The sequence below is a fragment of the Rhizobium sp. Leaf262 genome, from assembly GCF_001422245.1.
Taxonomy (GTDB): Bacteria; Pseudomonadota; Alphaproteobacteria; order Rhizobiales; family Rhizobiaceae; genus Agrobacterium.
Window position 1 is genome coordinate 271111 of sequence record NZ_LMMM01000004.1, and the last position, 25791, is coordinate 296901.

27 protein-coding genes and 1 riboswitch are annotated in these 25791 nt (G+C 56.9%); of the genes, 15 read left to right on the plus strand and 12 right to left on the minus strand.

The features are described from left to right. Window positions 1-117 precede the first annotated feature (117 nt). A complete protein-coding gene (locus ASF29_RS06940; RefSeq protein ID WP_162237883.1) occupies window positions 118-1305 on the plus strand; it encodes a GGDEF domain-containing protein in 1188 nt (395 codons plus the stop codon). Between the two features lie 11 nt (window positions 1306-1316). Here ASF29_RS06940 and mazG read toward each other — a convergent pair whose 3' ends face one another. Beyond that, a complete protein-coding gene (mazG, locus tag ASF29_RS06945) occupies window positions 1317-2150 on the minus strand; it encodes a nucleoside triphosphate pyrophosphohydrolase (protein WP_062449894.1) in 834 nt (277 codons plus the stop codon). A 24-nt stretch (window positions 2151-2174) separates the two neighbouring features. Next, on the minus strand, window positions 2175-2762 hold the full coding sequence (locus ASF29_RS06950; RefSeq protein ID WP_062449896.1) for a nucleoside deaminase: 588 nt from the start codon (window positions 2760-2762) through the stop codon (window positions 2175-2177). Between the two features lie 232 nt (window positions 2763-2994). Here ASF29_RS06950 and cysG point away from each other — a divergent pair, with 232 nt between their 5' ends. The 5 genes from cysG (at window position 2995) to ASF29_RS06975 (ending at window position 7918) form a co-directional block, all read left to right on the plus strand. Then, complete coding sequence (gene cysG / locus ASF29_RS06955; RefSeq protein WP_062449952.1) at window positions 2995-4455, plus strand: siroheme synthase CysG; 1461 nt, start codon at window positions 2995-2997, stop codon at window positions 4453-4455. After that, complete coding sequence (locus ASF29_RS06960; protein ID WP_062449898.1) at window positions 4448-4762, plus strand: DUF2849 domain-containing protein; 315 nt, start codon at window positions 4448-4450, stop codon at window positions 4760-4762. Before cysG ends, ASF29_RS06960 begins: the two co-directional genes overlap by 8 nt. Window positions 4763-4770: 8 nt before the next feature. After that, on the plus strand, window positions 4771-6441 hold the full coding sequence (locus ASF29_RS06965; RefSeq protein WP_062449899.1) for a nitrite/sulfite reductase: 1671 nt from the start codon (window positions 4771-4773) through the stop codon (window positions 6439-6441). A gap of 13 nt (window positions 6442-6454) precedes the next feature. Continuing rightward, window positions 6455-6961, plus strand: a complete 507-nt coding sequence (locus tag ASF29_RS06970; RefSeq protein WP_062449901.1) for a DUF934 domain-containing protein — start codon at window positions 6455-6457, stop codon at window positions 6959-6961. Window positions 6962-7105: 144 nt separating this feature from the next. Next, on the plus strand, window positions 7106-7918 hold the full coding sequence (locus ASF29_RS06975; RefSeq protein ID WP_062449904.1) for a ferredoxin--NADP reductase: 813 nt from the start codon (window positions 7106-7108) through the stop codon (window positions 7916-7918). 52 nt (window positions 7919-7970) lie between these two features. Here the strand turns inward: ASF29_RS06975 and ASF29_RS06980 are convergent, their stop codons facing one another. After that, a complete protein-coding gene (locus tag ASF29_RS06980) occupies window positions 7971-9239 on the minus strand; it encodes an MFS transporter (protein ID WP_156462554.1) in 1269 nt (422 codons plus the stop codon). Between the two features lie 142 nt (window positions 9240-9381). Between ASF29_RS06980 and ASF29_RS06985 the strand changes: the two genes are divergently transcribed. Further along, window positions 9382-9885, plus strand: coding sequence for a hypothetical protein (locus ASF29_RS06985; RefSeq protein ID WP_062449905.1), 504 nt, complete (start codon window positions 9382-9384; stop codon window positions 9883-9885). 62 nt (window positions 9886-9947) lie between these two features. Here the strand turns inward: ASF29_RS06985 and gcvP are convergent, their stop codons facing one another. The 4 genes from gcvP to ASF29_RS07005 all read right to left on the minus strand — a co-directional run bounded on the left by gcvP (window position 9948) and on the right by ASF29_RS07005 (window position 14884). Beyond that, window positions 9948-12812: an aminomethyl-transferring glycine dehydrogenase gene (gcvP, locus tag ASF29_RS06990; RefSeq protein ID WP_062449906.1), complete on the minus strand. Its 2865-nt coding sequence runs from the start codon at window positions 12810-12812 to the stop codon at window positions 9948-9950. Further along, window positions 12812-13174: a glycine cleavage system protein GcvH gene (gene gcvH / locus ASF29_RS06995; protein WP_062449907.1), complete on the minus strand. Its 363-nt coding sequence runs from the start codon at window positions 13172-13174 to the stop codon at window positions 12812-12814. The genes gcvP and gcvH overlap by 1 nt, the downstream gene beginning before the upstream one ends. 15 nt (window positions 13175-13189) lie before the next feature. Then, entirely contained in the window at window positions 13190-14329 is a 1140-nt protein-coding gene (gene gcvT / locus ASF29_RS07000) for a glycine cleavage system aminomethyltransferase GcvT (protein ID WP_062449908.1), read from the minus strand. A 153-nt stretch (window positions 14330-14482) separates the two neighbouring features. Beyond that, window positions 14483-14570: riboswitch (glycine riboswitch) on the minus strand. A 128-nt stretch (window positions 14571-14698) separates the two neighbouring features. Beyond that, window positions 14699-14884, minus strand: a complete 186-nt coding sequence (locus ASF29_RS07005; RefSeq protein ID WP_062449909.1) for a DUF3008 family protein — start codon at window positions 14882-14884, stop codon at window positions 14699-14701. A gap of 130 nt (window positions 14885-15014) precedes the next feature. Here ASF29_RS07005 and ASF29_RS07010 point away from each other — a divergent pair, with 130 nt between their 5' ends. Then, the gene (locus ASF29_RS07010; RefSeq protein ID WP_156462555.1) at window positions 15015-15419 is read left to right on the plus strand and encodes a DUF2946 domain-containing protein; all 405 of its coding nucleotides are present in this window, start codon (window positions 15015-15017) and stop codon (window positions 15417-15419) included. 78 nt (window positions 15420-15497) lie between these two features. Continuing rightward, window positions 15498-16505 carry a DUF1775 domain-containing protein gene (locus ASF29_RS07015; protein WP_062449911.1) on the plus strand — a complete coding sequence of 336 codons (1008 nt, stop codon included), beginning with the start codon at window positions 15498-15500 and terminating at the stop codon, window positions 16503-16505. 57 nt (window positions 16506-16562) lie between these two features. On the opposite strand, the gene ASF29_RS07020 is transcribed toward ASF29_RS07015, so the two are convergent. Then, window positions 16563-16850, minus strand: a complete 288-nt coding sequence (locus ASF29_RS07020; RefSeq protein ID WP_062449912.1) for a hypothetical protein — start codon at window positions 16848-16850, stop codon at window positions 16563-16565. A 213-nt stretch (window positions 16851-17063) separates the two neighbouring features. On the opposite strand from ASF29_RS07020, the gene crcB reads away from it, so the two are divergent. From crcB to ASF29_RS07050, 6 genes are all read left to right on the plus strand, one after another. After that, complete coding sequence (gene crcB, locus ASF29_RS07025) at window positions 17064-17441, plus strand: fluoride efflux transporter CrcB (RefSeq protein WP_062449913.1); 378 nt, start codon at window positions 17064-17066, stop codon at window positions 17439-17441. 62 nt (window positions 17442-17503) lie between these two features. After that, window positions 17504-18496 carry an RluA family pseudouridine synthase gene (locus ASF29_RS07030; protein ID WP_062449914.1) on the plus strand — a complete coding sequence of 331 codons (993 nt, stop codon included), beginning with the start codon at window positions 17504-17506 and terminating at the stop codon, window positions 18494-18496. Further along, window positions 18493-19149 carry an HAD-IA family hydrolase gene (locus ASF29_RS07035; protein ID WP_062449915.1) on the plus strand — a complete coding sequence of 219 codons (657 nt, stop codon included), beginning with the start codon at window positions 18493-18495 and terminating at the stop codon, window positions 19147-19149. Before ASF29_RS07030 ends, ASF29_RS07035 begins: the two co-directional genes overlap by 4 nt. A gap of 12 nt (window positions 19150-19161) precedes the next feature. Further along, window positions 19162-19965 carry an ATP12 family chaperone protein gene (locus ASF29_RS07040; protein WP_062449916.1) on the plus strand — a complete coding sequence of 268 codons (804 nt, stop codon included), beginning with the start codon at window positions 19162-19164 and terminating at the stop codon, window positions 19963-19965. A gap of 62 nt (window positions 19966-20027) precedes the next feature. Continuing rightward, window positions 20028-20519, plus strand: coding sequence for a hypothetical protein (locus ASF29_RS07045; protein WP_062449917.1), 492 nt, complete (start codon window positions 20028-20030; stop codon window positions 20517-20519). A gap of 55 nt (window positions 20520-20574) precedes the next feature. Further along, on the plus strand, window positions 20575-21885 hold the full coding sequence (locus ASF29_RS07050; RefSeq protein ID WP_062449918.1) for a dienelactone hydrolase: 1311 nt from the start codon (window positions 20575-20577) through the stop codon (window positions 21883-21885). A gap of 9 nt (window positions 21886-21894) precedes the next feature. Here ASF29_RS07050 and fghA read toward each other — a convergent pair whose 3' ends face one another. From fghA to ASF29_RS07070, 4 genes are all read right to left on the minus strand, one after another. After that, a complete protein-coding gene (fghA, locus tag ASF29_RS07055) occupies window positions 21895-22728 on the minus strand; it encodes an S-formylglutathione hydrolase (protein ID WP_062449919.1) in 834 nt (277 codons plus the stop codon). 26 nt (window positions 22729-22754) lie between these two features. Then, window positions 22755-23411: a DUF1345 domain-containing protein gene (locus ASF29_RS07060; protein ID WP_062449920.1), complete on the minus strand. Its 657-nt coding sequence runs from the start codon at window positions 23409-23411 to the stop codon at window positions 22755-22757. 17 nt (window positions 23412-23428) lie between these two features. Next, complete coding sequence (locus ASF29_RS07065; protein ID WP_062449921.1) at window positions 23429-23875, minus strand: YaiI/YqxD family protein; 447 nt, start codon at window positions 23873-23875, stop codon at window positions 23429-23431. A gap of 79 nt (window positions 23876-23954) precedes the next feature. Then, on the minus strand, window positions 23955-25175 hold the full coding sequence (locus tag ASF29_RS07070; protein WP_244473503.1) for a multidrug effflux MFS transporter: 1221 nt from the start codon (window positions 25173-25175) through the stop codon (window positions 23955-23957). Window positions 25176-25791: the final 616 nt, after the last annotated feature.

A 25791-nucleotide genomic window follows, 5' to 3' on the forward strand; every position in this document is an offset into this window, starting at 1 on the left:
TAAAACCATTTACGCATAACCGTTATGCGATAAATGCAACCAATAGTCCCCTGTTTGTTAGGGTTTCGTAACGGGCTGTATGTGATAGTGTCGTTCAATTCATACGAGCTTGAAACGATGTTGCAACCCTTAGATTTGTCCACGGTGCTGTTGCTGCACAAGATGTCATTTTTTGTGGCTGCCTTGTGCTTTCTCTACGTGCGGTCTCAGTCGCGAGAGAGTGTCGGCCTCGGTTTTCTTGCAATTGGCTTCTTCCTAGTGGGGGTGACGTCGGCTCTCGTCAGCATGAGCAAGGTTTTCGTAGACTATCAGAACACTCTCGCCCTGATGGGAAATTTCGCCGGCCTCGTCGGCTACTCGATTTTCTGGATCGGTGTTTGCAGGATCAGCACGCAACAGCGCAGACGCCGTGAGTGGCTGATTCTGGTCTTGCCGGTGGTTTCCACCGGCATGCTGCTCGTGACCGGCTTGTGCGAAAACTCGGTTGCCAGAACCACCGTTTTTCAATCCGTTGCAGCCGTATTGCTGCTGGCGTCGGCATCGACCATTTTCAAAGACCGCCTTATCGAGCCGTTGCCGGTTCGAAAGCCGCTGGCCGCCACCATGGCGTTCACCGCATTCCTGAGTGCGCTGGTCGTTGGTGGCGTGTTGTTTCCTGATGTGACATTCGTCGCGCCACGCAATGCCTTCTTCGTGTCGATCGTCTGTCATTTCGCAATCGCTGTTTTCGTTCTCGGACTGGTCACCGGTCGTGCGGAAGAGGGGCTGCGAAGGCTGGCAGATCTGGATGTTTTGACAGGCGTTCCCAATAGGCGATCATTCTCCTCACGGCTGCCTGCATTAATGCGTCAAGGCGATGTCATCGTCATGATCGACATCGATCATTTCAAGCGCATCAATGACGGATTCGGACATCTGGCAGGTGACGAGGTCTTGATCCGGGTGGCGCAGGAATTGTCTGCGCGCATTCGTCCCAATGATAGTTTTGCGCGTTTTGGCGGCGAAGAATTCATCCTGTTTCTGCCCGCGACGGGGGAGAGCGATGCATTTACGCTGGTGGATAGCGTTCGGCAGCTCGTCGGCTCGATCAAGCATATTATCGACGATCAAAAAGTTGCGGCCACGCTAAGCATGGGGCTTGCCGTGTGCGAAGAGAAGAACTGCACGCCGCATGCGCTCATCAAGATGGCGGATACGGCGCTTTATGCCTCGAAAGCGTCCGGGCGTGACCGGTTGACGGTCTATCGCGCAAAGGACTTCGAGAAGGATTCCAGCCTGTCGGACCACGTTCGCAATGCGGGTTGAGTGTGAGGTCTCTAGGAAAGAGACCTTTCGATAGCCTTTGCCGACTGCCATAAATCCTCCATCCGCTCCAATGTTGCGGCTTCCAGCGTTTCTCCGTTGTCGGCAAGCGACGTTTCGATATGGCGGAAGCGGCGGCGGAATTTGGTGTTGGTGCCGCGAAGGGCGTTTTCGGGATCTGTCCTGACGTGACGACCGATATTGACGAGTGCAAAAATAAGATCACCCAACTCTTCGGATACCTTCTCCGGTTTCCCCTCCGCCAAGGCCTCTCGAAGCTCGCGCACTTCTTCCTCGATCTTGTCGAGAATGGGTTGGGGGGCAGACCAGTCGAAGCCCACGCGGGCAGCCTGTTCCTGTAGTTTCAATGCTTCGGTCAGGGCAGGTTGAGTGCGTTGGACGCCACCCAGAAAACCTGCCTTCGCATCATCACCAAGCCCGCGCTTTGCTCGCCGCTCGGCACGGTCGCGCTTTTCCTGCGCCTTGATGGCATCCCATTGCAGCTTCACCGATTCCGCCGTGTCAGCGGGCGATAGTGCAAAGACATGAGGATGGCGGCGGATCATCTTGGATGTGACGGCGTGGACGACATCGCCGAAAGAGAAGGCACCCATCTCCTCGGCAATACGGGAGTGAAACACCACTTGCAGCAACAGGTCGCCCAACTCGTCGCAGAGATCGTCCATATCGTTGCGTTCGATGGCATCTGCCACCTCATAAGCCTCTTCAACCGTATAGGGCTTGATGGTTTCGAACGTCTGGACGATGTCCCAGGGGCATCCGGTTTCCGGCTGTCGCAAGGCTTCCATGATCTCGATGAGACGGGAAATATCCTTCGAGGCTTCCATTGTATGGTCTTTCTGCGGCTGATCTCAGTTCAGGGGGATATTGTTGTCGGCCTTGGAGGACTGGTAATTGCGCGACAGGTCGTCATAGGTCGCCTTGATACGCGCGGTCTGCTCCTTCAATCGTGCTTTGAGGGATGGTTCGGCGTTTTCCACGAGATCGGCGATGAAATAGGAATTCCAGAACGCGTTACTGCGTCTGTATCCGCCGGGCTCAAGACCGAAAACTTCTTTCAGAATTTTGAGGTCGTGGGGAATGGCGAAGGAATCGCGCGAATCCTCATGGCTGAAAAACGAGTAGAAATTATCGAAACCGGCCCATGTGATTGCGGACATGCACATGGTGCAGGGTTCATGGGTGGACAGGAAGATCAGATCCTTGGTGTTTAACGTTTCGCCCAGCTCGTAGAATCGCTTTAGCGTATGGACTTCCCCATGCCAGAGCGGATTTTCCAACTCGTTGTTGGTTTCTGCGATGACAAGCGAAAGGTCGGACTTGCGCAAGATGGCAGCGCCGAAGACCTTGTTGCCCAACGCAACTCCCCTTGCTGTGAGGGGAAGAATATCCTTCTCGATGACATCGAGCAGGCGCGACGCTATAGTATCTTCTGTCAAGGTATTTTCCTGTTCGATGAATGCTCAGTCTTTGAACATTCTGCTGCGAAAATTGCCGAAAAAATGCACAGATTTGGTAGAAATTGTGTGGATTTACAACAACGTGCCGTTTTTGACAGGCCGGTTGCTTTTCCTCCAAATCAGTGCTTGCCGAGCAATAAAAATCTACTGCAATATAGCAAGCGAATTTCTGTACCTTCAATACCGCTGATGGATCGGACATATTATGGGCATGCCTCAAAACGCTACAGATACGGTCGACCATCGGCTTACGACTTTCCCTGCTTTTTTCAAAGTGGAGAAGCGACCTGTCGCCGTGTTTGGAAATGGCGACGAAGCTTTCGCCAAGGTCCGTCTGCTGCTCAACACCAGCGCTGACATCCAGGCTTTTGCAGACGCGCCGCAAGATGACTACGCAGCGCTGCTTGCAAGCGGGCAGGTGACGCATCATTCTCTTCCCTTCTCGCCAGAACGTCTTGATGGCGCGGTGCTGGTTTTTGCAGCAACGGGCGAAGAGGCGCTGGACAGAGAGATCGTTGATGCCGCGCGTGCAAGATCGATTCCAGCCAATGCGGTCGACCAACCTGGCTATTGTGATTTCTACACGCCGGGCCTCGTGTCTCGTGCGCCCGTTGCCGTCGCGATCTGCACAGAGGGTGCCGGACCGGTGTTGGGTCAGATGATCAGGGCACGCATCGATCAGATGCTGGCCCCTTCGCTTGGCCGGCTGGCGCGGCTGGCCGTTGATTATCGCGATGCGGCCGAGCAAGCCGTTCCAAAGGGTGCGTTGCGCCGAAATTTCTGGCGTCGGTTCTTCTCCGGCGGCGTCGCGGATGCGGTCGCATTGAACGATATCGAATCTGCCCGTCTTGCTGCCCAGCAGTTGCTGGCGTCCCCGGAACGTCCTGAAGGCTACGTCTGGCTTGTTGGTGCCGGCCCGGGTGCGGAAGATTTATTGACGCTGCGGGCGCAGCGCGTGCTGATGCAGGCCGATGTCATCGTCTACGACGCGTTGGTGCCCCAGGAAATCGTCAATATGGGACGTCGCGATGCAGAGCGTCTTTCCGTTGGCAAGCGCAAAGGCTGTCACTCAAAATCACAGGCTGACATCAACAAGCTGCTGGTGGCGCTGGGTGAAGAGGGTAAGCGCGTCGTTCGCCTGAAATCCGGCGATCCGCTCGTCTATGGCCGTGCCGCAGAGGAAATGGCTGCCTTGCGAGAGGCCGGTATCGGCTATGAAATCGTTCCCGGCATCACGTCCGCTTTTGCCGCCGCTGCGGATTTCGAATTGCCGCTGACGTTGCGGGGCATCGCGTCCTCACTCATCTTCACGACCGGCCACGATCTCGCAGGCGATATTCTGCCGGACTGGGCCCGTCTGGCCGTATCGGGTGCGACGATTGCGGTCTATATGGGCCGTTCCGTCGCCGCATCAGTGGCAACACGTCTCATGAATGCCGGGCTCAACGCTGATACCACCGTTGCTGTCATCGAGAATGCCAGCCGGTCATATCGCCGCCTCATGCATGGTACATTGAGAGATTTGCCGCAACTCGAACATCGTGATGAGTTGACCGGTCCGGTCATGGTCATCATCGGTGACGCAGTTGCTGGTGCCAATTTTGAAAGATCGGAAGCGCTGGCTCTTGCCGGTACGTCGTCCGATCTGAAGCAGGAGTATGCAAATGGTTGACAAGGTTCTGACAGCCAACCGTCTGGATGATGGCATCGCCGTCTGGCTCGATGCAAACGGCGCGTGGAACGAAGACCTCCAGTCGGCACTGGTTGCCCGTCATCCCGAAGCAGAAGCCTCGCTCGAAGAGATCGGCAAACGCGATTTCTCCGCCAACAAGGTGGTGGATGTGAATATCGTCGATGTCACCGAGGAAAATGGCCGCCTGTGGCCTACACGCCTGCGCGAACGGATCCGTGCCGCGGGACCAACCATTCACTATGCCGAGGGCTTTGCGCCAGCGGACGCAGCCTTTATCGCAGTCTGAGGAATACCATGTATCGCTACGATGAGTTCGACCACGCTTTTGTTCATGGTCGCGTGGAGCAATTTCGCGATCAGGTTCAACGACGCCTTTCGGGCGAGCTGGCCGAAGACGCGTTCAAACCCTTGCGGCTGATGAACGGCGTCTATTTGCAATTGCACGCTTACATGTTGCGGGTCGCCATTCCCTATGGGACGCTGAACGCAAAGCAGATGCGGATGCTGGCGCATATCGCGCGCAAATATGACCGCGGCTATGGTCACTTCACGACGCGTCAGAACATTCAGTACAACTGGCCTCGCCTTGCCGATACGCCGGATATTCTTGCGGAGCTTTCCAGCGTCGAGATGCATGCGTTGCAGACCTCGGGCAACTGCATTCGCAACGTTACCGCGGATCATTTCGCGGGAGCCGCTGCAGATGAGGTGGCCGATCCGCGTCCTTACGCGGAAATTCTGCGGCAGTGGTCATCCGTTCATCCTGAATTTTCTTTCCTGCCACGCAAGTTCAAAATTGCGGTGACGGGTGCCGAGCGCGACCGCGCGGCCATTCAGGTGCATGATATTGGTCTGCATTTGAAAAAGAACGAAAAGGGTGAGATCGGCTTTGCGGTCTATGTCGGCGGCGGGCAGGGCAGAACCCCGATGATTGCCAAAAAGATCAACGACTTCCTGCCGGAAGCGGATCTTCTCTCCTACACGACGGCCATCATGCGTGTGTATAACCTTCATGGTCGTCGGGACAACAAGTATAAGGCGCGTATCAAGATCCTCGTCCACGAAACGGGAGCTGAGGAACTGACGCGTCAGATCGAGGCGGAATTCGCAGAGCTGAAAAACAGCGAGCTGAAGCTGCCCGACAACGACATCGCGGCGATTACCGCCTACTTTGCACTGCCCGATTTGAAGCAGCGTCCGGAAGGTTGGGAAAGCGTCGCGCGCTGGAAGAAGGCCGATCCTGAGTTCGCCCGCTGGGTCGATCAGAACGTCCAGCCGCACAAACATCCAGACCACGGCATGGTGACGGTCTCACTGAAGCCTATCGGTGGGATTCCAGGCGACGCATCCGATGCGCAGATGGATATCGTTGCCGATATCGCAGAAGAATACGCGTTCGATGAAATCCGCATCAGCCACGAGCAGAATATCATTCTGCCACATGTGGCCCTTGCAGATCTGGAGCCTGTTTATCGTGCGCTTCAGGGCGCAGGTCTTGCCACCGCCAATGCCGGGTTGATTACCGACATCATCGCCTGTCCCGGGCTGGACTATTGCGCGCTGGCCAATGCGCGATCCATTCCGCTCTCGCAGGAAATTTCCAATCGGTTCGGCTCTGCCGAGCGACAGGCGGAAATAGGTGAGCTGAAGATCAAGATTTCCGGCTGTATCAACGCTTGTGGCCACCACCATGTCGGCCATATCGGTTTGCTGGGTGTGGAGAAGAAGGGTGCCGAGCTCTACCAGATCACATTGGGTGGCTCCGGCGACGAGAATTCGTCCATCGGCGAAATCATCGGTCGCGGTTTCGAACCGGAAAAGGTCACGGATGCGGTAGAGACTATAGTCGATACTTATCTTGGACTGCGTCTTTCCAAGGACGAGACATTCCTGGAAGCCTACAGACGCGTCGGGCAGCAGCCTTTCAAGGAAGCGCTCTACCCGGCAGCCGCCGCAGCCGCTTGAGGAACACCACATCATGACAAAAATCTGGAACGAGAGCGGATTCGTCGAAAACGATCCATGGGTGATAGAGACCGAGGAGTTGAAGGCGGTTGAGGGACAGCAGGTGCTTCTGCCGCTCGACGCATTCATCGCGCGTGCTGAGGAGAGCAATGAGGTTGGCCTCGGCGTTCTCATTACGCCAGCGGACGATGTGGAGAAGCTTCATCCCTTCATCGACCGTGTTGCACTTGTTGCCGTCAGCTTCCCGGCTTTTAGCGACGGTCGCGGGTTCAGCCACGCTTCGTTGTTGCGCTCCCGTCTCAATTACGCTGGCGAGCTGCGGGCTGTGGGAGATGTCCTGATCGATCAGGTACCCCTCATGTTGCGCACTGGCTTCACCAGTTTCGCCGTCAGAAACGAAACAGCGATCCGCCGCTTGTCCGAGAACCGGCTTCCGGCCATCGACGTGTACTATCAACCGACGGCGAAAGCGGCAAAGAGCGGCGAAAGCTACAGTTGGCGTCGTCGTCCAGCGATATAAGACTTTGCGTGGAAATATGAGTTTAAGATACATATTTCCACACGCATGGCTCCAATGACATTCCCATACCTTCAAAAGGCCGGGGAAATGGTATATTGCCGCTTCTGAAAATGTCGCGCAATAAATGAGATGGACGGATAGAGAATGAACGCTCCAGCCAAGACGGAAGAATTCGCGGTGAAAATCCCTGACGGCGTTTATGCCGAGACGGTTTTGTCTGTCGAGCATTACACCGACCATCTTTTTCGCTTCCGCATGACGCGACCAGCTGGCTTTCGCTTCCGGTCAGGCGAATTCGCGATGATTGGTCTGATGGTCGGCGACAAGCCAATTTACCGTGCCTATTCCATCGCTAGCCCGGCTTGGGACGAAGAACTGGAATTCTTCTCCATCAAAGTGCCGGATGGTCCGCTGACATCTCATCTCCAGGCCATCAAGCCCGGTGACACGGTGCTGATGCGCAAGAAGCCGACAGGCACGCTCGTTCTTGATGCACTGACGCCCGGCAAGCGACTCTATATGTTCTCGACCGGAACTGGTATCGCGCCGTTCGCAAGCCTCATCCGTGACCCGGATACGTATGAGAAGTTCGAGGAAGTCATCCTTACCCATACTTGCCGCGATGTTGCCGAGTTGAAGTACGGCTTCGACCTGGTCGATGAAATTCGCAATCACGAGTTTCTGAACGAAATCGTGGGCGACAAGCTGAAGCATTACGCCACCGTGACCCGTCAGGACTATCCTTTCATGGGTCGCATTACCGACCTGATTGAGAATGGCAAGATGTTTGCGGATCTTGGTGTTCCAGCCCTCGATCCAGTGGTTGATCGTGGCATGATCTGCGGGTCTTCGGCCATGTTGAAAGACACGAAGCTGTTGCTTGAGAAAGCTGGTCTGACCGAAGGTGCAAACAACAAGCCAGCGGAGTTCGTCATCGAACGCGCCTTCGTCGGTTGAGCGGAAATCGCTTGGAAAAATCAATCGGGGGCCATTGGCCCCCTTTTTCATTTCAGGATTTATTTGCCTGCTGATGCGGCGCGATGTCATTTCGAAACATCAGAAACAGAACAATAGCGATGGCTGCGATGCCGCCGCCCACAAGGTGGGAAAGCGCATAGCCGCCTTCCGTCGTCAACCAGCCCGCTACGCCATTGCTGAGTGATGCACCAATGCCCTGGATCGTCATCACACCCGCAAGGCCCACATTGAAACGGCCAGTTCCTTTCAAGATACGCTCGACCGCGACAGGTGTGGCAATGCCGAGCAGACCGGCGCCTATGCCATCCAGCAACTGCACCGGGTAGACCACCCAGAATTCGTTGAAGGACGCTGCCAGAACGCCGCGTATGGGTAGAGCGATCAGCGCGATGATGAAGACAGTTGACAGCCCGAAGCGGCGGATGAGCCAGGGCGCAAGTGCTGCGACGAAGATCATCGCAAACTGTGCAACGCCGGTAATGATGGCAGTGGTGCGAAACGGCGTGTTGAGTTCGATGGCGAAATTCTGCGCTATCAGACGACCCATGGGGGCGTTTCCAAAGTGGAAGATCAGGAGGATGATGGACAGAAAGATCAGGCCGCGCTCTTTAAACAGAACCTTCAGACCCGACGGTCCGGGCTCTCCCTTGTCCTCACCCAGACCGCGGGCAACCTTGTGATCGATCTTGTCTGGATCGATTGCGAGAGTAGCGGCAAGCGCGCCCAGTGCCGTAACGATCATAAGACCGATTACGCCTGATATTCCGAAGGCGGTGACCGCGAAGTAAGTGGCGAAGAGCGAGACGAAATTTCCGCCGTGGTTCCAGAATTCGTTGCGCGATATCTGGTGGGAGAACATTTTTTCACCAACGAGGCCCAGGGTCAGGCCAGCCAGCGCAGGTGCGATCACCGCACCCACGACCGCAGTCATGATCTGACCGGTCCAGACGACAACTTCGTTGGTAAAGAGCAGCGTAATCAGTGCTCCGACCGTAACGACGACAACAGGGACTGCGATCAACAGCCGCTTCCATGTCGAGCCATCCACCAGTGCGCCACACAATGGCGTCGCGGCAAGGCCGATCAATCCTCCGACAGTCGCAATAAGACCCAACTGCATCGCCGACCAACCATTGGTCGCCAGGAACGCATCCAGAAATGGTCCCAAGCCATCACGCGCATCCGCGAGAAAGAAGTTGAGAACCGCAAGGGCAAAAAGAGAGCGGTCGGATATACCTGCGCGCGGTGATCGGCCCATGGCACGATCGTTGTCACTGATGGGCGTTGCTAGCGTAGTCATGACGACCGCTCCGGGGTGTGAGGCGAAACTGGCGACAAACGCGCCCGGTCGCATAAGGTTGCTTATGCCTCATAACAAACGGAACAACGGAACAATCGGCATCGCAAGACGTTCGGGTTTCACACAAAAAGGGAACATGCGGATGACTTGCAGACTGACCTCCATCCTAGCACTTGTAGCGTCTCTCATGGCTTCGCAGGCCCTGGCGGACGAAAGCCAGTTCCTGTCTTCACTATCAGGAAGCTGGAAGGGCAGCGGCACGGTGACGACGCGTATCGGCTCGCGCCCGGTAAACGTCAATTGCACGTTTCAGTCAAACGCCAGCGGGCCTTCGCTCAAAATGAACGGCACATGCCGTGGCTTCGTTGTCGTGAGACGCGCGATTTCTGCCGATCTTACCGCCAATGGCAATCGTTACAGGGGCAACTACGTCGGCCCATCCGGCAGACCCTCTGCGCTGAGCGGAAGCCGTAGCGGCAATTCCATCAACCTCACCATACGCTGGACCAGAGACATCAATGGCGACCGCACGGCCGCGATGACAATCACCAAGCTAGGATCGAACGGTTTGCGCTTGCGCACCACGGATAGAGACGGTGCAGGTGGAAAGACTGTGGTAACGAGCGATATTCGCCTTACTCGATGAACTCAAGGATGTGGCCGTGTTAGAGAAAAGGCCCGGAGTGATCCGGGCCTTTGTTATTCGGGCTATTCCGCCGCTTCCGCATACTCGCTCATCGGCGGGCAGGTGCAGATGAGGTTGCGGTCGCCATAGACGTTGTCGACACGGTTGACCGGCGACCAGTATTTGTCCACGCGGAATGCACCGGGTGGATAGCAGGCCTGTTCGCGGGAGTAGGGACGGTCCCACTCGCCGACGAGATCTTCCACCGTGTGAGGTGCGTTCTTCAGCGGATTGTTGGCCTTGTCGGAACGGCCTTCCTCGATGTCGCGGGCTTCCTGACGGATGGCCAGCATGGCGTCGCAGAAGCGGTCGAGTTCGGCCTTGGGCTCGGATTCCGTTGGCTCGATCATCAGCGTACCGGCAACCGGCCAGCTCATGGTCGGGGCGTGGAAGCCGCAGTCGATCAGGCGCTTTGCCACATCGTCCACCGTCACGCCGCAACTTTCGTTGAGCGGGCGGGTGTCGATGATGCACTCATGCGCCACACGTCCGGCCTCGGACTTGTAGAGCACGTCGTAAGCGCCCTTCAGCCGTGCTGCGATGTAGTTGGCGTTGAGGATCGCGACCTTGGTTGCCTGCGTCAGCCCTTCGCCGCCCATCATCAGGCAATAGCTCCAGGAAATCGGCAAGATCGATGGCGAGCCGAAAGGTGCAGCAGACACCGCACCGGTGCGTCCATCGCTGGCCGGGTGACCGGGCAGGTAAGGAGCCAGATGCGCCTTGACGCCGATTGGGCCCATGCCCGGACCGCCGCCGCCATGCGGAATGCAGAAGGTCTTGTGCAGGTTGAGGTGCGACACGTCGGAGCCGATGTCGCCCGGACGGGAAAGACCGACCATGGCATTCATGTTGGCGCCGTCGAGATAGACCTGACCGCCGTGTTCGTGGGTGATCTCGCAAATCTCGCGAACGGTTTCCTCAAATACGCCGTGGGTTGACGGGTAGGTGATCATGCAGCACGAGAGGTTGTCTGCGTATTGCTTTGCTTTTTCACGGAAATCTTCGATATCGATATCGCCGTTTTCTCTCACCTTCACCGGTATCACGCGCATGCCGACCATCTGTGCTGAGGCAGGGTTGGTGCCGTGCGCAGAGGTTGGAATGAGGCAGACGTCGCGATGGGCATCGCCGCGTGCGAGGTGATAGTTACGGATGGTCAAGAGGCCCGCATATTCGCCCTGCGCACCGGAATTCGGCTGCATGGAGAAGGCGTCGTAGCCGGTAACCTGGCAAAGCTTGGCGGAGAGATCGTCGATCATCTCCTTGTAGCCCAGCGCCTGATCTGCTGGCACGAAGGGGTGAATGTCGGAGAATTCCGGCCATGTGATCGGCAGCATTTCCGCTGTCGCATTCAGCTTCATGGTGCACGAACCGAGCGGGATCATGGAGCGGTCGAGCGCCAGATCGCGGTCCGAAAGACGACGGATGTAACGGGTCATCTCGCTTTCGGCGCGGTTCATGTGGAATATCGGATGTGTCATGTATTGCGTTGTGCGCAATAGGTTTTTGGGCAATCGATAGTCCGGCTCGAAGTCCGAAATCGAGAAGTTGCCACCGAAGGCGCGCCAGACCGATTCCAGCGTTGCCGGGCGGGTGCGCTCGTCAAGGCTCATGCCGATCTTGGTGGAGCCGACCTTGCGCAGGTTGACGCCTTCGGCAACGGCTGCGCGCAGGATCAGCGCCTGCATATGGCCGACATCGACAGTGATCGTGTCGAAGAAGGTTTCGGGCTCGATGACGAAGCCGAGCTTCTCCAGACCCTTGGCCATCAGCACGGCCTTCTGGTGGGTCTGCTGGGCAATGGCCTTGATGCCCTGCGGGCCGTGGAAGACGCCATACATGGAGGCCATGACGGCCAGCAGCACCTGTGCGGTGCAGATGTTGGACGTGGCCTTTTCGCGACGGATATGCTGCTCGCGCGTCTGGAGCGACAGGCGGTAGGCGCGGTTGCCACGTGCGTCGACCGATACGCCGACAAGACGGCCGGGCATGGAGCGCTTGATCGCATCCTTGACGGCCATGAAGGCAGCGTGTGGGCCGCCGTAACCGACGGGAACACCGAAACGCTGCGAAGAGCCAATAGCGATATCGGCATTCATTTCGCCGGGTGATTTCAGAAGCGTCAGCGCCAGCAGGTCTGTGGCGACAGCCGCGATTGCGCCCGTCTGGTGAAGGCGGGAAATCAGGCCGGTGAAATCATTCAACTGGCCATGGGTGCCGGGATACTGAAACAGCGCGCCGAACACGTCGACGGGATCGAGATCGGTGAAGGGATTGCCGACGATGATGTTCCAGCCGAGCGGTGCTGCACGGGTTTCGATCAGCGCAATGGTCTGCGGATGGCAGTTGGCGTCCACGAAGAAGGCTGTTGCCTTGGACTTTGCCACGCGCTGGCACATGGCCATGGCTTCGGCAGCAGCGGTTGCCTCATCCAGAAGCGATGCGTTGGCAACGTCGAGACCGGTCAGATCGGAAATCATGGTCTGGAAGTTCAAAAGCGCTTCCAGACGACCCTGAGAAATCTCTGGCTGGTAGGGCGTGTATGCCGTGTACCAGGCGGGGTTTTCCAGAATGTTGCGCTGGATGACCGGTGGCGTGATGGTGCCGTAATAGCCCTGACCGATGAGCGAGGTCAGAACCTTGTTCTTGTTGGCGGTTTCGCGAAGGCGGTCCAGCGCTTCGCGCTCCGTCAGCGCCGCACCCCAAGTGAGCGGCGTTTTCTGGCGGATGGAGGATGGCACGGTCGCGTCGATGAGAGCATCGAGGCTGTTGTAACCGATCACCTTCAACATATCCGTCATTTCCGACGGCGACGGACCAATATGACGCCGGTTGGCAAAGTCATAGGGCTGATAGTCGGTGAAATGGAACTCTGTGGGAGTCGTCATTACGCAATAAGCTCCTTATAGGCCGCTTCGTCCAGCAGAGCATCGGCGTCGGAGGCATTGGAAAGCTTGAGCTTGAAGAACCAGCCGGCACCCTGCGGATCGGAGTTGACCAGCGATGGGTCGTCCACGATGGCCTGGTTGATTTCGGTGATCTCGCCATCAAGCGGACAATAAACGTCGGAAGCCGCCTTTACGCTTTCAACGGTTGCGGCATCGCCATCCTTGGAGAAGGTCGCGCCAACTTCTGGCAGTTCGACAAAGACCAGATCGCCCAGCTGTTCTGCGGCGTGGCTGGTGATGCCAACTGTGGCAACATCGCCTTCAATCTTCAGCCACTCGTGTTCTTGAGTAAATTTCAGCATTGGTCTCTCCGGAAATTAGCGTTTGTAAGTGGGAGTAATAAAGGGCAGGGCGGCAACGGTGACGGGCAGATACTTGCCGCGGACTTCCGCGAAAATGGCAGTGCCCGGCGTTGCGAATTCTTTCGGCACATAACCCATGGCAACCGGACCTTCGACAGTCGGGCCGAAGCCGCCAGATGTGACCTCACCGATCTCTTTGCTGCCTTCGGCATCGGCAAAAAGCTTGGCATGGCCACGCACAGGCGCCTTGCCTTCCGGCTTCAGGCCAACGCGGCGGCGTGCGGTTCCTTCGGCAAACTCACCCAGAATACGCTCGGCACCCGGGAACCCACCTTCGCGATCACCACCGGTGCGGCGTGCTTTCTGGATTGCCCACTCAAGAGAGGCTTCGATGGGGGAGGTCGTTGTGTCGATGTCGTTGCCATAGAGGCAAAGCCCGGCCTCGAGACGGAGGCTGTCGCGGGCACCGAGACCGATGGCCTCGCAGTCTGGATGTTCCAGCAGTGCCTTGGCAATGAACTCGGCCTTGTCAGACGGAACGGAAATTTCAAAACCGTCCTCGCCGGAATAGCCGGAACGGGATACGATGCAAGGCACGTCATGCAGCGGAACTTCCCGCACATCCATGAACTTCATGCCCGAAACGCCAGCCCAGAGTTCCGCCAGAACGGCTTCGGCGCGTGGTCCCTGAAGCGCGATAAGCGCGCGGTCTTCGAGCAGCGTGACATCGCAGCTATCGGAAAGATGTGCCTTCATATGGGCCAGATCGGCATCCTTGCAGGCAGCATTGACGACGACGAAGAGGTGATCGCCACGATTGGTGATCATCAGGTCGTCCAGAATGCCGCCATTCTCGTCCGTGAAGAAGCCGTAGCGCTGACGGCCTTCCTTGAGACCGAGGATATCGACGGGAACCAGCTTTTCGAGAGCGAGCGCTGCGTCCTCCACCTTGCCGGACTTCGCCTTCACGATGACCTGACCCATATGGGAAACGTCGAACAGGCCAGCGGACGTGCGCGTGTGCAGATGCTCTTTCATGACGCCTGCGGGGTACTGCACAGGCATGTCGTATCCCGCAAACGGCACCATGCGGGCGCCAAGAGACACATGAAGGGAATGAAGCGGGGTGACTTGTAACGCGGCTGTATCGGCCAAGGACGCCTCCAGGGTTACGCGATGTCGCGCGGGCTCATGTCATGACACTGTTTGAAGCGTCGGGTTCAAGAGCCCCCTCTGTCCTTGTCGCCTGAGATTGTTATCCCTTCGGCGAGCCGTCCTTATGCAGGTGGCTTCTCTCCAGAGTTCCGTCCTTTTCCGCTGGTCCTTTTGCCTGAGAGTTTCCGGGGCGGTTGCTCCTTCGGCCCCGCCGTAAGGCGGTGTCTCCCAGCGGGATGGAAGTTCATTATCTGCTTAGCCAGTTTCTTGGCAAGGACCAAATGACGCAGTCAAACAGTTTTTTGTTCAGCCTGCGCCATCGGATAATGAGAACGGCGGGACTTCTAACCAAGCCAAGTCAGCGTCGCTCTAGTCTTCTTTCTTTTCCGGCAGCTTCTTGTGCTTGGTGGATGCCAAATCTTCCAGTTCCTTTTCTGTCATAGACTTAGCCATGGTTTTTGAAGCGCCTTGTAAACGGGATTTCGGCATATCGCCGCGTTTTGCGGCCAATGCCGCACCGGCTGCTTTCTGCTGTGCCTTGGATTTTGCGGGCATGGGAACGGTCTCCTCGCTGTCTTTGACTGTGCAGAGAACGTGGCTTCAAACCCAGCGGTTCCGGCTGCGTGCAATTGCACTTTGATTTACAGCAAAAACCGCGATATCGCTTCGTGTCATGAAAGCTTCCATGAGCAAGCAACCGAGATTGGCGATAAGACTTTTGCGCATCTTTTGCGCCACGCTGATGCTGTCGCTGGGTTTCGCTCATAAGCCAGTGGTGGCGATTGCCGCCACAACGGTTGCCTTCGATGAGGCCTATCGCCTTCCTGACGGAAGTTTTGCCGAAATCTGCGAGGGCCATGCGGGTGTCCAAACCGCGCATGAGAAGGGCAAGACGGATCACGCCGGTATATTCCTGTTCTGCGAAGCCTGCCTTTTGGCCTCCTCGATTCTTTTACCAACTCCGGATACGAATTCCTGGGTGAGGGCGCATTTCGCCTGGCTGGATAATCGCCCGACGCTGCGTGTCGCCACTGTGCATCACACCGATAGCCAAAGCCCGAAAGCGCGGGCTCCGCCTGCCTATCTTTGATCCCTGAACATCACCCTATACGACCGCTAGAAAGACGACTTGCGATGCTGAAACAGCCGCAGTCGAAAGGATCACAAGATGAAAATTCATAACGTTACGCTTTGCGCCGCTCTGCTGGCATCCGCCTCCATCGTCCCGGCCTACGCCCACACCAGCTTCGTCAACCCAACGGCGGAGCAGGAAAGCACAATCGTCGCCGCGCTTCAGGTGCCGCATGGCTGCGATGGCGGGCTGCCCACGACGGAGGTGCGCGTCCAGTTGCCGGAAGGTTTCATCTCCGCCAAGCCTCAGCCGAAAGCGGGCTGGGAGATCGAGATCATCAAAGATGATTACAAGAAGAGCTACATGAACCATGGCACCGAAGTGAAAAGCGGTCCGATTGAAATTCGCTGGACCGGTGGTGACCTGCCGGATGCCTATTACGATACGTTCAACCTACAGGGCAAAATCTCCGGTGTGGCCGCAGGCACCAATCTGCCATTCAAGGTCACGCAGATTTGCGGAGATAAGGGCACGGCAAATTGGGACGAGGTGGCCGAAAAGGGCCAAGACCCACATTCTCTGAATAACCCGGCACCCGTCATCCGCGTTGTTGCGAAGGCTGCGACTGAGGGCGAGAGCCATGACCACGCCGCTCACGGTGCCCATGAACACGGCGGCGCAGAACATGCAGCAGATGTCGTCAAGGCTGGTGATCTCGAGCTTTCAGGCGCTGTCGCCAAGGCTATGCTGCCCGGCCAGCCGGTCGGGGGCGGGACCGTGACAATGAAGAATGACGGCGCTTCTGACGACCGGTTGGTGTCGGTCGCGTCTCCGGTTGCCGGACGTGTTGAGATGCACGAAATGGCAATGGTCAACGACGTGATGAGGATGCGCAAAATGGCTGCCGGTATCGTCATTCCTGCGGGCAAGACCGTGGATATGACATCGGGCGACCTTCATTTCATGTTTTATAATGTCAGCAAGCCCTTCGCCGAAGGCGACAAGGTGCCCTTAACACTCACTTTCGAAAAGGCCGGAAAGGTCGATCTGATATTGGATGTCGGCTCTGCCCAAGGCGGCCATGACGCGCATCAGCATAACTGAGTGAGGAAAGCTGCCGGGGAGATATCTCGACCCGGCAGCTTGTTGGAAGATGGATCGTCAGACTTCCGAGCGACCCTTGTTTTCCTCGTAGGCCTCAATGACCTCTTCGAGCGTGGCCTGCGGATTTTGCTGCTGTCCCGCCGTCATGAAATGAAGTGACAGAGCAGGCTGCGTTACAACGGTCGAGAGAGAGCTGACCTGCACGTCCTCGACCGTGCTCGTCTTTCTCACGAGTTCGCGCTTGGCTTGGTCTATCTCGGTCTTGCGCGATGCACGCTGGGTTGCCTTGATGCTATCAGCCACATACCCAGCGGTGGTCGCTGAAACTGACAAAATTTGCACCATGCAATCACCTCGCTGCTCTCTAATCGAGTGATCTTACCAGTCGCGACTTTCTTCCCGATTAAATCCAAGAGTTGCATTTGATCGGCATTTTAACGATTTCGAAAAGCATCTTTTTACTCTCATGGGCGTGTTGGGAATTTCGCTTTTTCTGTGTTTGTCGTAGAGATCGAAAACGCCGCACCCAGCCGCCCGTACCATGACCGGAGAATTCCCATGCTCAATATCGCGCTCGTTGCCATTGGCGGGGCAATCGGTTCCGTTGCCCGCTATCTGGTGGGGCTTTGGGGGGTGCGGTTGGCAGGTCCAAATTTTCCCTGGGGCACGCTGACCGTCAATGTGGTTGGCGCTTTTCTGATTGGGCTGATGGTGGAAATAATCGCGCGCCGGTTCGATGCTTCCTCGGAAGTACGGGTTTTCATCGTCACCGGCATCCTCGGTGGCTTCACTACATGGTCTTCCTTCACGCTGGATGCAGTCGTGCTTTTCGAACGGGGAGACCTGGGGCTGGCTGCGGTTTATTTACTGGCGAGTCTTGTCGTTTCTTTCGCTGCAATCTTCGCCGGGCTGGCCTTGGGCCGCGCTTTGTTCTAAAGGCAACGGAAAATACCGCACGCTGACGATGCGGACGCGAGAAAAGAAAGAATGGATTAGCCATGGCAGGTATCGAGCACATCAAGGTTGAGCCCGAAGAGGGCGGAATGCGCCTCGATCGCTGGTTCAAGATTCACTATCCAGGCCTCGGCTTCGGTCCGCTGCAAAAGCTGTTGCGTTCCGGGCAGGTCCGTGTGGATGGCGGACGGGTGAAAACCGATGCGCGCGTGGAAGCCGGACAAACCGTTCGCGTGCCTCCGCTGGATGTCGATTCGAAGGTCAAGGGCGGGCCGATCAGCTCGACCGACCTCAAGAACTCCGACGATGTCGATCTGTTGAAGCGCATGCTGCTGCATGAAGACGAGAAGGTTTTCGTTTTCAATAAGCCGGCCGGCATTGCCGTGCAGGGCGGCTCCGGCATCAACCGCCATATCGACGGCCTGCTGGAAGCATGGACGAGTTCCAAGGGCGAAAAGCCGCGCCTTGTTCACCGTATCGACCGTGATACGTCTGGCGTTCTCGTCGTTGCCCGCACCAGAGGTGCCGCACAGAAGCTGACGGCGGCGTTTCGTGAGCGCGACACCAAGAAGACCTACTGGTCTCTCGTGAAGGGCGTCCCGCGCAAGCATCAGGACAAGATTTCGACCTGGCTGGTCAAGGAACAGACGCCGGATGGCGACCGCATGCGCATCGCCAAGCATGGCGAGGAGGGGGCCGACCACGCCGTTTCCTATTACCGTGTCATCGATACCGCCGCGCAAAACCTGGCATGGCTGGAAATGGAACCCTATACGGGCCGCACACACCAGCTGCGTGTTCACGCGCTGCATATGGGCCATCCGATCATCGGCGATCCCAAATATTACATCGAAGACGTCAACTGGGATTTCCCTGGCGGCATTCAGAAGCGTCTGCATCTGCACGCGCGAAAGATCGACATTCCGCACCCATCCGGCGGACGCCTGCGCGTGACAGCACCTTTGCCGCCGCACATGGTGCAAAGCTGGAACCTGTTGGGTCTTGATGTGGCGGATGGTGACAGGGACGACGAATGAAACTCGTTCTCTTCGATTGCGATGGCACGCTGGTCGATAGCGTCGGCCTTATCCATGAGGTCATGGCCCGTACCTTCGTGCATTTCGGCTATGACCGTCCGGACGTTTCACTGACGAAATCCATCATCGGCCTGACGCTGGATATCGCGATTGCCCGCATGCAGGGCAAACCACATGTGGATGATGAAGCTCTTGCGATGACGGCCCATTACAAGGCCATCTTTGCGGGAGTGCGGGCAGAGGCCGGTTTTCAGGAGCCTTTGTTCGATGGCATCAGCGCGATGATCGAGACGCTGGCGCAACGCGAAGAGTTGTTGATGGGGGCGGTGACGGGCAAGTCCCGCCGCGGCCTGAACCTCATCATGGACACGCATGGTTTCCGCCCGCATTTCATCGTTTCGCGCACCGCAGATGATTGCCCTTCCAAACCGCACCCGGCGATGGTGACGGAATGCTGTGACGAAACCGGCATGGTTCCCGCCGATACCATTGTTATCGGCGATGCGATTTACGATATGCAGATGGCTAAGGCAGCGGGCGCCAAGGCGATTGGTGTCGCCTGGGGCTATGCCTCCGTTGACGATCTCTGGAAGGCCGGAGCCGACGCCATCGTCAACCATCCAAGCGAAATTCCCGGCCATATTCCGGGCTGATAAGGACGTATCATGCGTGACCTGTTGAATGATCTGACGGAAGGCTTGAGCCACCCGGACCCCATTCGCCGTTCCCAAATCCAGATGCAGAAGCCTTTGCCGAAGCGTTTCTACAAGGATGTCACGGTGGGTGACGCAGAAGATGGCGGCTTTACCGTTCTTCTGGATGGAAAGACCATGCGCACTCCTGCCAAAAATGCGCTTATCGTGCCGACGCGTGCTCTGGCACAGCTGTTGCGCGATGAGTGGGATGCGCAGACCGAGGTCGTCAATCCCGCCATTATGCCGATTTCGCGGCATGTCAACACAGCGATCGACGGCATTGCCAGCGATACGCAGGCAGTCTTTGAAGATATATTGCGGTTCTCGTCCAGCGACCTGCTTTGTTACCGTGCGGCCGAGCCGCCGGCACTTGTAGAAAGGCAGACGGATCAGTGGGATCCGATTGTGGACTGGGCGGCACGGTCTCTTGGTGCACGGTTCATCCTCGTGGAAGGTGTGATGCATCAGGAACAGCCACGTGAGGCGGTTGCTGCGTTTGCCGTAACGCTTCGCAAATACGATAGCGCCATCCAGCTTGCCGCTCTGCACACCATGACAGCCCTTACCGGGTCGGCGATTCTGGCGCTGGCACTTGCCGAAGGCGTACGCACTCTGGAAGAAATCTGGGCGCTTGCTCATCTGGACGAGGACTGGACGAGCGAGCAGTGGGGCGAGGACGAGGAAGCACAGGTGCGACGTGCAGCGAGGCTGGTTGACATGCGCGCCGCCATGGCCGTTCTGATCGCAGCGAGAGACGATACGACGACGGTTTAACGGTTTTCTAACCGTAAATGGGGATGATGGATGCGTAACCTGACGTAAGGGAAGCGTCTATCATGCACCACTCGCTGAAGCGCCTTGGCATTGTCTTGCTGGCGTCTCTTGCGCTCATGTCCTTCAGGCTGGAGCCCGAAGCGGGCGATGGCGGAAAGCTGCTTTACGATGTGCGTGGTGCGTTCGTGGCCGCCAAGCCGGATGTTTCTCCCGAGCTGATGCAGTCCATTCACTATCACATGTCCAACGCCATCAAATCCACGACGCGGGACCAAACCCGTCCGCGGGTTGTCCTGACGATCCGGTTATTGGCTGTGACCAAGGGTTCTCTCATTCTTGGTGAGCGGGCATCGGCCCGTGTGGTCGTGCGCGCCGCTGCTGTCCAGACAGGCGAAGTGGTTGCCGAAACGAGTTTTACCGCGACTGTGCTTGGTATCGACAAGAGCATGATCGATCAGGAACTGGCCACCGGCATCGTTGAGCGCGTCGTTTCGGAGTTTAGTCTGGACCGTCCATCACCTCTGGCGACGGCCTTGTTTCCCGGTAAGTTTTAAGCCACCGTCACATCCTTTGGTTAGATAGCGATATCACCGCCGGAGGAGTGTAAAGATGAAGTCGATCGGCATTATAGGTCTCGCGATTTGCATGGTCATGCCATCTCCCGCATCCTCTACGGAAAACCGTATAGATCGCATCCGCCCGGACGCGCCTGCGCTGGCGCCATACGGCCAATATGCCGTTGGCGTGAGAACACTGAAAATCGTCAATCCCGGTCAGGTGGACGTCGTTCATATCGAGCCCGGCAAGCCGTTTCCCACATATGATCGTCCGCTGATGCTCGAAATCTGGTATCCTGCCGAACAGGCCGGGCAGGGCGACGATTACCGTGTGTTCTTGCGCGATGGAAAGACCGAAATATCCGTGGCCGGTCGGGCGCAGCGCGATGCCGAACCGCTGAAGGATAAAGGACAGCGCTTTCCGCTGATTGTCGTTTCGCATGGATATCCCGGCAATCGCTATCTCATGAGCCCGCTTGCGGAGAATCTGGCCAGCAAGGGTTACGTGGTCGCGTCAATAGACCATACTGACAGCACTTATAATGACATGGCTGCGTTTGGCAGTACGCTGGTCAACCGGCCACTCGATCAGCGTTTCGCTTTGCAGGAAATTGCGCGGTTGACCGACAAGCCGGATAATTTTCTCTCGGGAATCGTCGATGCTTCGCATGCGGGTCTGATCGGCTACTCGATGGGTGGATATGGCGCTGTCGTCACAGCAGGCGCCGGCGTCTCCGATGAAGCCGTTGCGGCAGACTGGAGCGCAAAAGAGCGTGCACTGGCTGTTCATCACGCGGGAACGCAGGAGCATGCCGAGTTATTCGATGACCGGTTCAAAGCCATCATATCTATAGCGCCTTGGGGTATGCAGCGCGGGATGTGGGATGAAAGGGGCCTTGCCGAAGTGAAGGTGCCGATCTTCTTCATGGCTGGCAGCGCCGATGATGTTTCAGATTACAAAAAGGGAATTCGCAGGATTTTCGAAAGCCACATGCCCGTCGATCGATATCTGCTGACATTCGCCGATGCCAATCACAATGCGGCGGCAACCATGCCTGCGCCGGTGGAGAGCTGGAAAACGAGTGAAACCCTTGGATTTGCACCTTTCGAACATTACGCCGATCCCGTCTGGGATACCGTTCGCATGAATAACATCGCCCAGCATTTTGCCACGGCCTGGTTCGATGTGAAGCTGAAGGGTGACCAAGGCAAAGTGAAATATCTGGAGCTGAGCGAACAATCGGATAAGGGTGTCTGGGCCGTCAACAAGGACGGAACACGAAAGCCCGAGCATAGCTACTGGGAAGGGTTCGCCAATCGTACCGCCAAGGGCTTGCGGCTGGAACACCGCAAGCCGGATTGATGGATAGTATCAGCCAAGTCGCTGCGCGTGCCACTTCAGGTGATCGTCCATGAAGGTGGAAATGAAGAAGTAGGAGTGATCGTAGCGGTCGTGCATGCGTAACGTCAGGTCGATATCCATACCTTTGATCGCATCTTCGAAAAGCCATGGCCGAAGGCCGCTTTCCAGAAAATTGTCTGCCTTGCCCTGATCGATCAGGAATGCCGGAAAGCGTGCGCCGTCTTCTACCAGCGCACATGCGTCGTAGGCGCGCCAGGCTGCCTCGTCCTCGCCGAGATATTTCTCCAGGGCTGGGCGTGACCAATTGGCAGAGGAAGGTGCCACGATGGGCGCGAAAGCCGAGCAGCTCTTGAAGCGGTCCGGGTTTTTCAGCGCAATCGTCATAGCCCCGTGCCCGCCCATGGAGTGACCGAAAATACCCTGGCGCGTCATATCCACGCGGAACTGTTTGGAAATCAGGGCAGGGAGTTCTTCCGTGATATAGCTGTACATCTGGTAATGCTCCGCCCACGGTGTTTCCGTCGCGTCGAGATAGAAGCCAGCGCCCTTGCCCATTTGCCAGTTGGTCAATTCGTCCGGCACGTCGTTGCCACGCGGGCTCGTGTCCGGACAAACGATAATCAAGCCAAGCTCCGACGCCATGCGGCGATATTCGCCTTTGTCCATCACGTTGGCGTGGGTGCAGGTCAGCCCGGAAAGATACCATAAAACAGGGCAGGGCTCATGAATGGCCTTCGGCGGGATATAGACCGCGAATGTCATCTCGCACGGCGTTGTCGTCGCGTCATGCGCGAAAACGCCCTGCATGCCGCCGAATGCGGTGTTCTGAGAAATGATTTTCATGGGAATTCCTTATGGGTGCAGTGAGATCAACCCGCCAGAGACACTGCAGCATTCACGGCTGCGGCGACAAGAACGGTATTGAAAAAGAACGACACGATGGAGTGCAGAAGCACGACCTTGCGCATCGGCGTGGTCGTTACCGCGACGTCTGAGGTCTGCGCAGTCATGCCGATGACGACGGAGAAGTAGAGAAACTCATAGATTCCTGGCTCTTCTGTGTCAGGGAAATCCATACCGCCGCGCGGATGTTTCTTGTCTGACGCTTTTGCGGACCGCCAGAACAGGTGTGCGTAATGCATTGCCGTCATGGTGTGGATGGTCAGCCATCCGAACACGACAGATAGAAAGGCGAGGGTCAGTGACCAGACGGTTTCACCGGCAGCGTGATTGAGCGCCAGAAAGAGCGATGCAACCGCAACGCCGACCGCCAGAAACGTGATGGCGATGATGACGATTGCTGGAAGGTCGTCGCTATCAGCATGCGCCTTCATATGAGCCGGGGTCAGGCGATGAAGCCGCGAGCCGATGATGATGAGGTAGGTGAGGAAGAAAACGATCGCTGCACATTCGACCGCTAGTGACGGTACGAAGACAATGGCTCCGACCAGGACAACGGCGCTCAGGCCAACTGCGATCAAGAAAGGTCGGTGTCGTGAATAGCGGCTGTGCCTGGATGTTTGCATCGACGGTCTCCCACAAGCTATCTTTTGATCCGACGACACAGGCGGTCAAGTGTCTCTAGAAACTGGGAGCGATCACGAGGCGAAAAAGCAGCGTTGTAACCCTTGCTTTCGCCGGTCTCGCGCAGATGCGCGCCAAGGTCCCGCATCGCTGTTGCCATGCCAATATTCGTCTTGTCGAAAATGCGCCCGGTCGGCCCCGTCACCTGCGCGCCATTGGCGACGCATCGTCCTGCCAGAGGCACGTCGGCGGTGATGACGATATCGTCCTCGCCCGCATGTTCCGCAATCCAGTCGTCAGCAGCGTCGAAGGAGGCGGAGACGATGACGTTCTTCACCATCGGATCGCGCGAAGGCCGCAGACCGGAATTGGCAACGAATGTCACCTCCAGCCCATGGCGCTCGGCAACCTTCAAAATCTCCGGCTTTACCGGGCACGCATCGGCATCAACATAGATCTGCGGCATCAACACTTCTTCTCAAACGAACTCAGACAGTCTTTTAGAAGCGTAGCCGCAATTTCCCAAGAGCTATTTGCGTAATCGACTATGTAGCCGCTTCCACTACGGAGGCGTCGCTGCGCAAAGCCATTTCCGCCACCAACAGCGCGGTGATGCCCGCAGCGAAAAAGCCGACGGACAGATACACGACTGTCCCATCATAAAGCTGACCGAAAGCGATGGCGAAGAGCGTCGAAACAAGGCTCGATCCCGAAGCAATGATGGATGCGCCGAAACCAGCGATCTGCCCAAGGGACTGCATGGCCAAGGCATTGAGATTGCCGAACAGCAGGCCCATGGTGAAAAAGGTAATGAACAGCATCACGAGGAAGGCAAGAAAGGGCAGGTGGTTTCCGTAAGCGATAGAGGAAATCATCATCACGAAGGTAACACTTGCCAGACCGATGAAAGCACCGCGCACCATGGCCTCCATACCAAAGCGCTGAACGAGCCTCGCATTCATGAAGAAAGCCAGCGCCATGGAGATGGCGAGCCCGGCAAAATAGAAGGGCAGGGTCTCTGCGACGCCATAGGCATCATAGAAAATGTCGGCGGCCGTGCTGAGATAGAGAAGCTGCGCGCCGAAGACGAGGCCAGTCGCCACGAACAGCAACGTCACACGACGGTTGGAAAGGATGCGAAGGCCATTGGCCATAAGCAGACGCGGGCGAAATGGAATGCGCCGTGCAGCAGGTAATGTTTCCGGATGCCGGATGGCCAGCCAGAGGCCGAGAGCGAGAGAAATCACCAGATAGGCGACGAAGACACTGCGCCATCCCACAATGGAAATCAGTCCCTGCGCAAGTGCTGGCGCAATCATCGGCACCAGAATGAAGAGGGTGAACATGAAGGACATGACACGCGCCATGGCATTGCCTTCGAACTGATCGCGGATCATGGCGCGCGTCGCGATCTTCGGGCCGGACACACCGATGCCCTGAAGGAAGCGCCCGATAATGACCATCTCCAGCGAATTCGCCAACATCGCGATGACGGTGCCACAAAGATAGATGCCGAGCCCAAAGAGAAGCGCGCGTTTCCGTCCAATTGCGTCGGATATCGGCCCTAGCAACAGCTCCCCAAACGCCATACCGAAGATGAACAGCGAAATGACATGCTGGGTGGAGAGCGGCGGTGGCGTGCCCAGCTCAGCTCCAATCGCGCGCAAACCGGGCAACAGAGCGTCGATGCTGAGCGAGGTCAAGGATGTGAGCAGCGCGTAGAGGATAAGGCGTTCGCGAAATTGCATAGAGATGAAACGAGCCATTGTAGAAAAGGATCAGAACAACCTATACGAAACGCGTTAGGTCACAATGGTTTGATATCATTGAAATTTCAGAATAATCAGCTTTATCGCGCTCAAGCTGCCAAGCAGATCACTGAACGGGACCGATGCTCATTCTGGCGATCCTCGGTCCATCACAGACGCCATCTGCGTCAACATGGCTGATGTTACATGCGGCAATTACGATGTAGTGATCTCAGCGATACCGCAACGTAATGGCTGGAAATATTCAAAATGTCAGACTGGGTAGACTGGTTTCCGATTGTCTTCTTTCCGTTGAAGATACTGGTACTGGGCACGGGCATGTTCTTCTCCATCAAGTGGCACTACGATCAGGGGAAGAACAAGAAGTAATGAGACTAGCGGACTGTAGGCTTCCAACCTCCGTTGGTAGTGACGCAGTCACGGGCAGAGGTGTCGCATCTGTCGTTCTCCTGTGTCAGACCCACACATAATGTGGCAGAGGAGTTGAAATGTCCGCCGCTGTGCAAAGTAGAAATGTCCAATTGAGTCGTCTCGTCTACTCAGACATGCCACACTGACACCGCGGATCAGCCCCCGCCTGAACCAGCTCTCCGATTGCAGGAAGAGGGCGGGC

Coding starts and splice junctions, on each gene's coding strand:
- ASF29_RS07060 (WP_062449920.1), bottom strand. CDS start 23,411: ATGCAAACATCCAGGCACAGCCGCTATTCACGACACCGACCTTTCTTG.
- ASF29_RS07020 (WP_062449912.1), bottom strand. CDS start 16,850: ATGGTGCAAATTTTGTCAGTTTCAGCGACCACCGCTGGGTATGTGGCT.
- ASF29_RS07050 (WP_062449918.1), top strand. CDS start 20,575: ATGAAGTCGATCGGCATTATAGGTCTCGCGATTTGCATGGTCATGCCA.
- ASF29_RS06975 (WP_062449904.1), top strand. CDS start 7,106: ATGAACGCTCCAGCCAAGACGGAAGAATTCGCGGTGAAAATCCCTGAC.
- ASF29_RS06960 (WP_062449898.1), top strand. CDS start 4,448: ATGGTTGACAAGGTTCTGACAGCCAACCGTCTGGATGATGGCATCGCC.
- ASF29_RS07070 (WP_244473503.1), bottom strand. CDS start 25,175: ATGGCTCGTTTCATCTCTATGCAATTTCGCGAACGCCTTATCCTCTAC.
- cysG (WP_062449952.1), top strand. CDS start 2,995: ATGCCTCAAAACGCTACAGATACGGTCGACCATCGGCTTACGACTTTC.
- ASF29_RS06985 (WP_062449905.1), top strand. CDS start 9,382: ATGACTTGCAGACTGACCTCCATCCTAGCACTTGTAGCGTCTCTCATG.
- mazG (WP_062449894.1), bottom strand. CDS start 2,150: ATGGAAGCCTCGAAGGATATTTCCCGTCTCATCGAGATCATGGAAGCC.
- fghA (WP_062449919.1), bottom strand. CDS start 22,728: ATGAAAATCATTTCTCAGAACACCGCATTCGGCGGCATGCAGGGCGTT.
- crcB (WP_062449913.1), top strand. CDS start 17,064: ATGCTCAATATCGCGCTCGTTGCCATTGGCGGGGCAATCGGTTCCGTT.
- ASF29_RS07065 (WP_062449921.1), bottom strand. CDS start 23,875: ATGCCGCAGATCTATGTTGATGCCGATGCGTGCCCGGTAAAGCCGGAG.
- ASF29_RS07045 (WP_062449917.1), top strand. CDS start 20,028: ATGCACCACTCGCTGAAGCGCCTTGGCATTGTCTTGCTGGCGTCTCTT.
- gcvP (WP_062449906.1), bottom strand. CDS start 12,812: ATGACGACTCCCACAGAGTTCCATTTCACCGACTATCAGCCCTATGAC.
- ASF29_RS07010 (WP_156462555.1), top strand. CDS start 15,015: ATGAGCAAGCAACCGAGATTGGCGATAAGACTTTTGCGCATCTTTTGC.
- ASF29_RS06980 (WP_156462554.1), bottom strand. CDS start 9,239: ATGACTACGCTAGCAACGCCCATCAGTGACAACGATCGTGCCATGGGC.
- ASF29_RS07015 (WP_062449911.1), top strand. CDS start 15,498: ATGAAAATTCATAACGTTACGCTTTGCGCCGCTCTGCTGGCATCCGCC.
- ASF29_RS07030 (WP_062449914.1), top strand. CDS start 17,504: ATGGCAGGTATCGAGCACATCAAGGTTGAGCCCGAAGAGGGCGGAATG.
- ASF29_RS07040 (WP_062449916.1), top strand. CDS start 19,162: ATGCGTGACCTGTTGAATGATCTGACGGAAGGCTTGAGCCACCCGGAC.
- ASF29_RS07035 (WP_062449915.1), top strand. CDS start 18,493: ATGAAACTCGTTCTCTTCGATTGCGATGGCACGCTGGTCGATAGCGTC.
- ASF29_RS06965 (WP_062449899.1), top strand. CDS start 4,771: ATGTATCGCTACGATGAGTTCGACCACGCTTTTGTTCATGGTCGCGTG.
- ASF29_RS06970 (WP_062449901.1), top strand. CDS start 6,455: ATGACAAAAATCTGGAACGAGAGCGGATTCGTCGAAAACGATCCATGG.
- ASF29_RS07005 (WP_062449909.1), bottom strand. CDS start 14,884: ATGCCCGCAAAATCCAAGGCACAGCAGAAAGCAGCCGGTGCGGCATTG.
- gcvH (WP_062449907.1), bottom strand. CDS start 13,174: ATGCTGAAATTTACTCAAGAACACGAGTGGCTGAAGATTGAAGGCGAT.
- ASF29_RS06940 (WP_162237883.1), top strand. CDS start 118: ATGTTGCAACCCTTAGATTTGTCCACGGTGCTGTTGCTGCACAAGATG.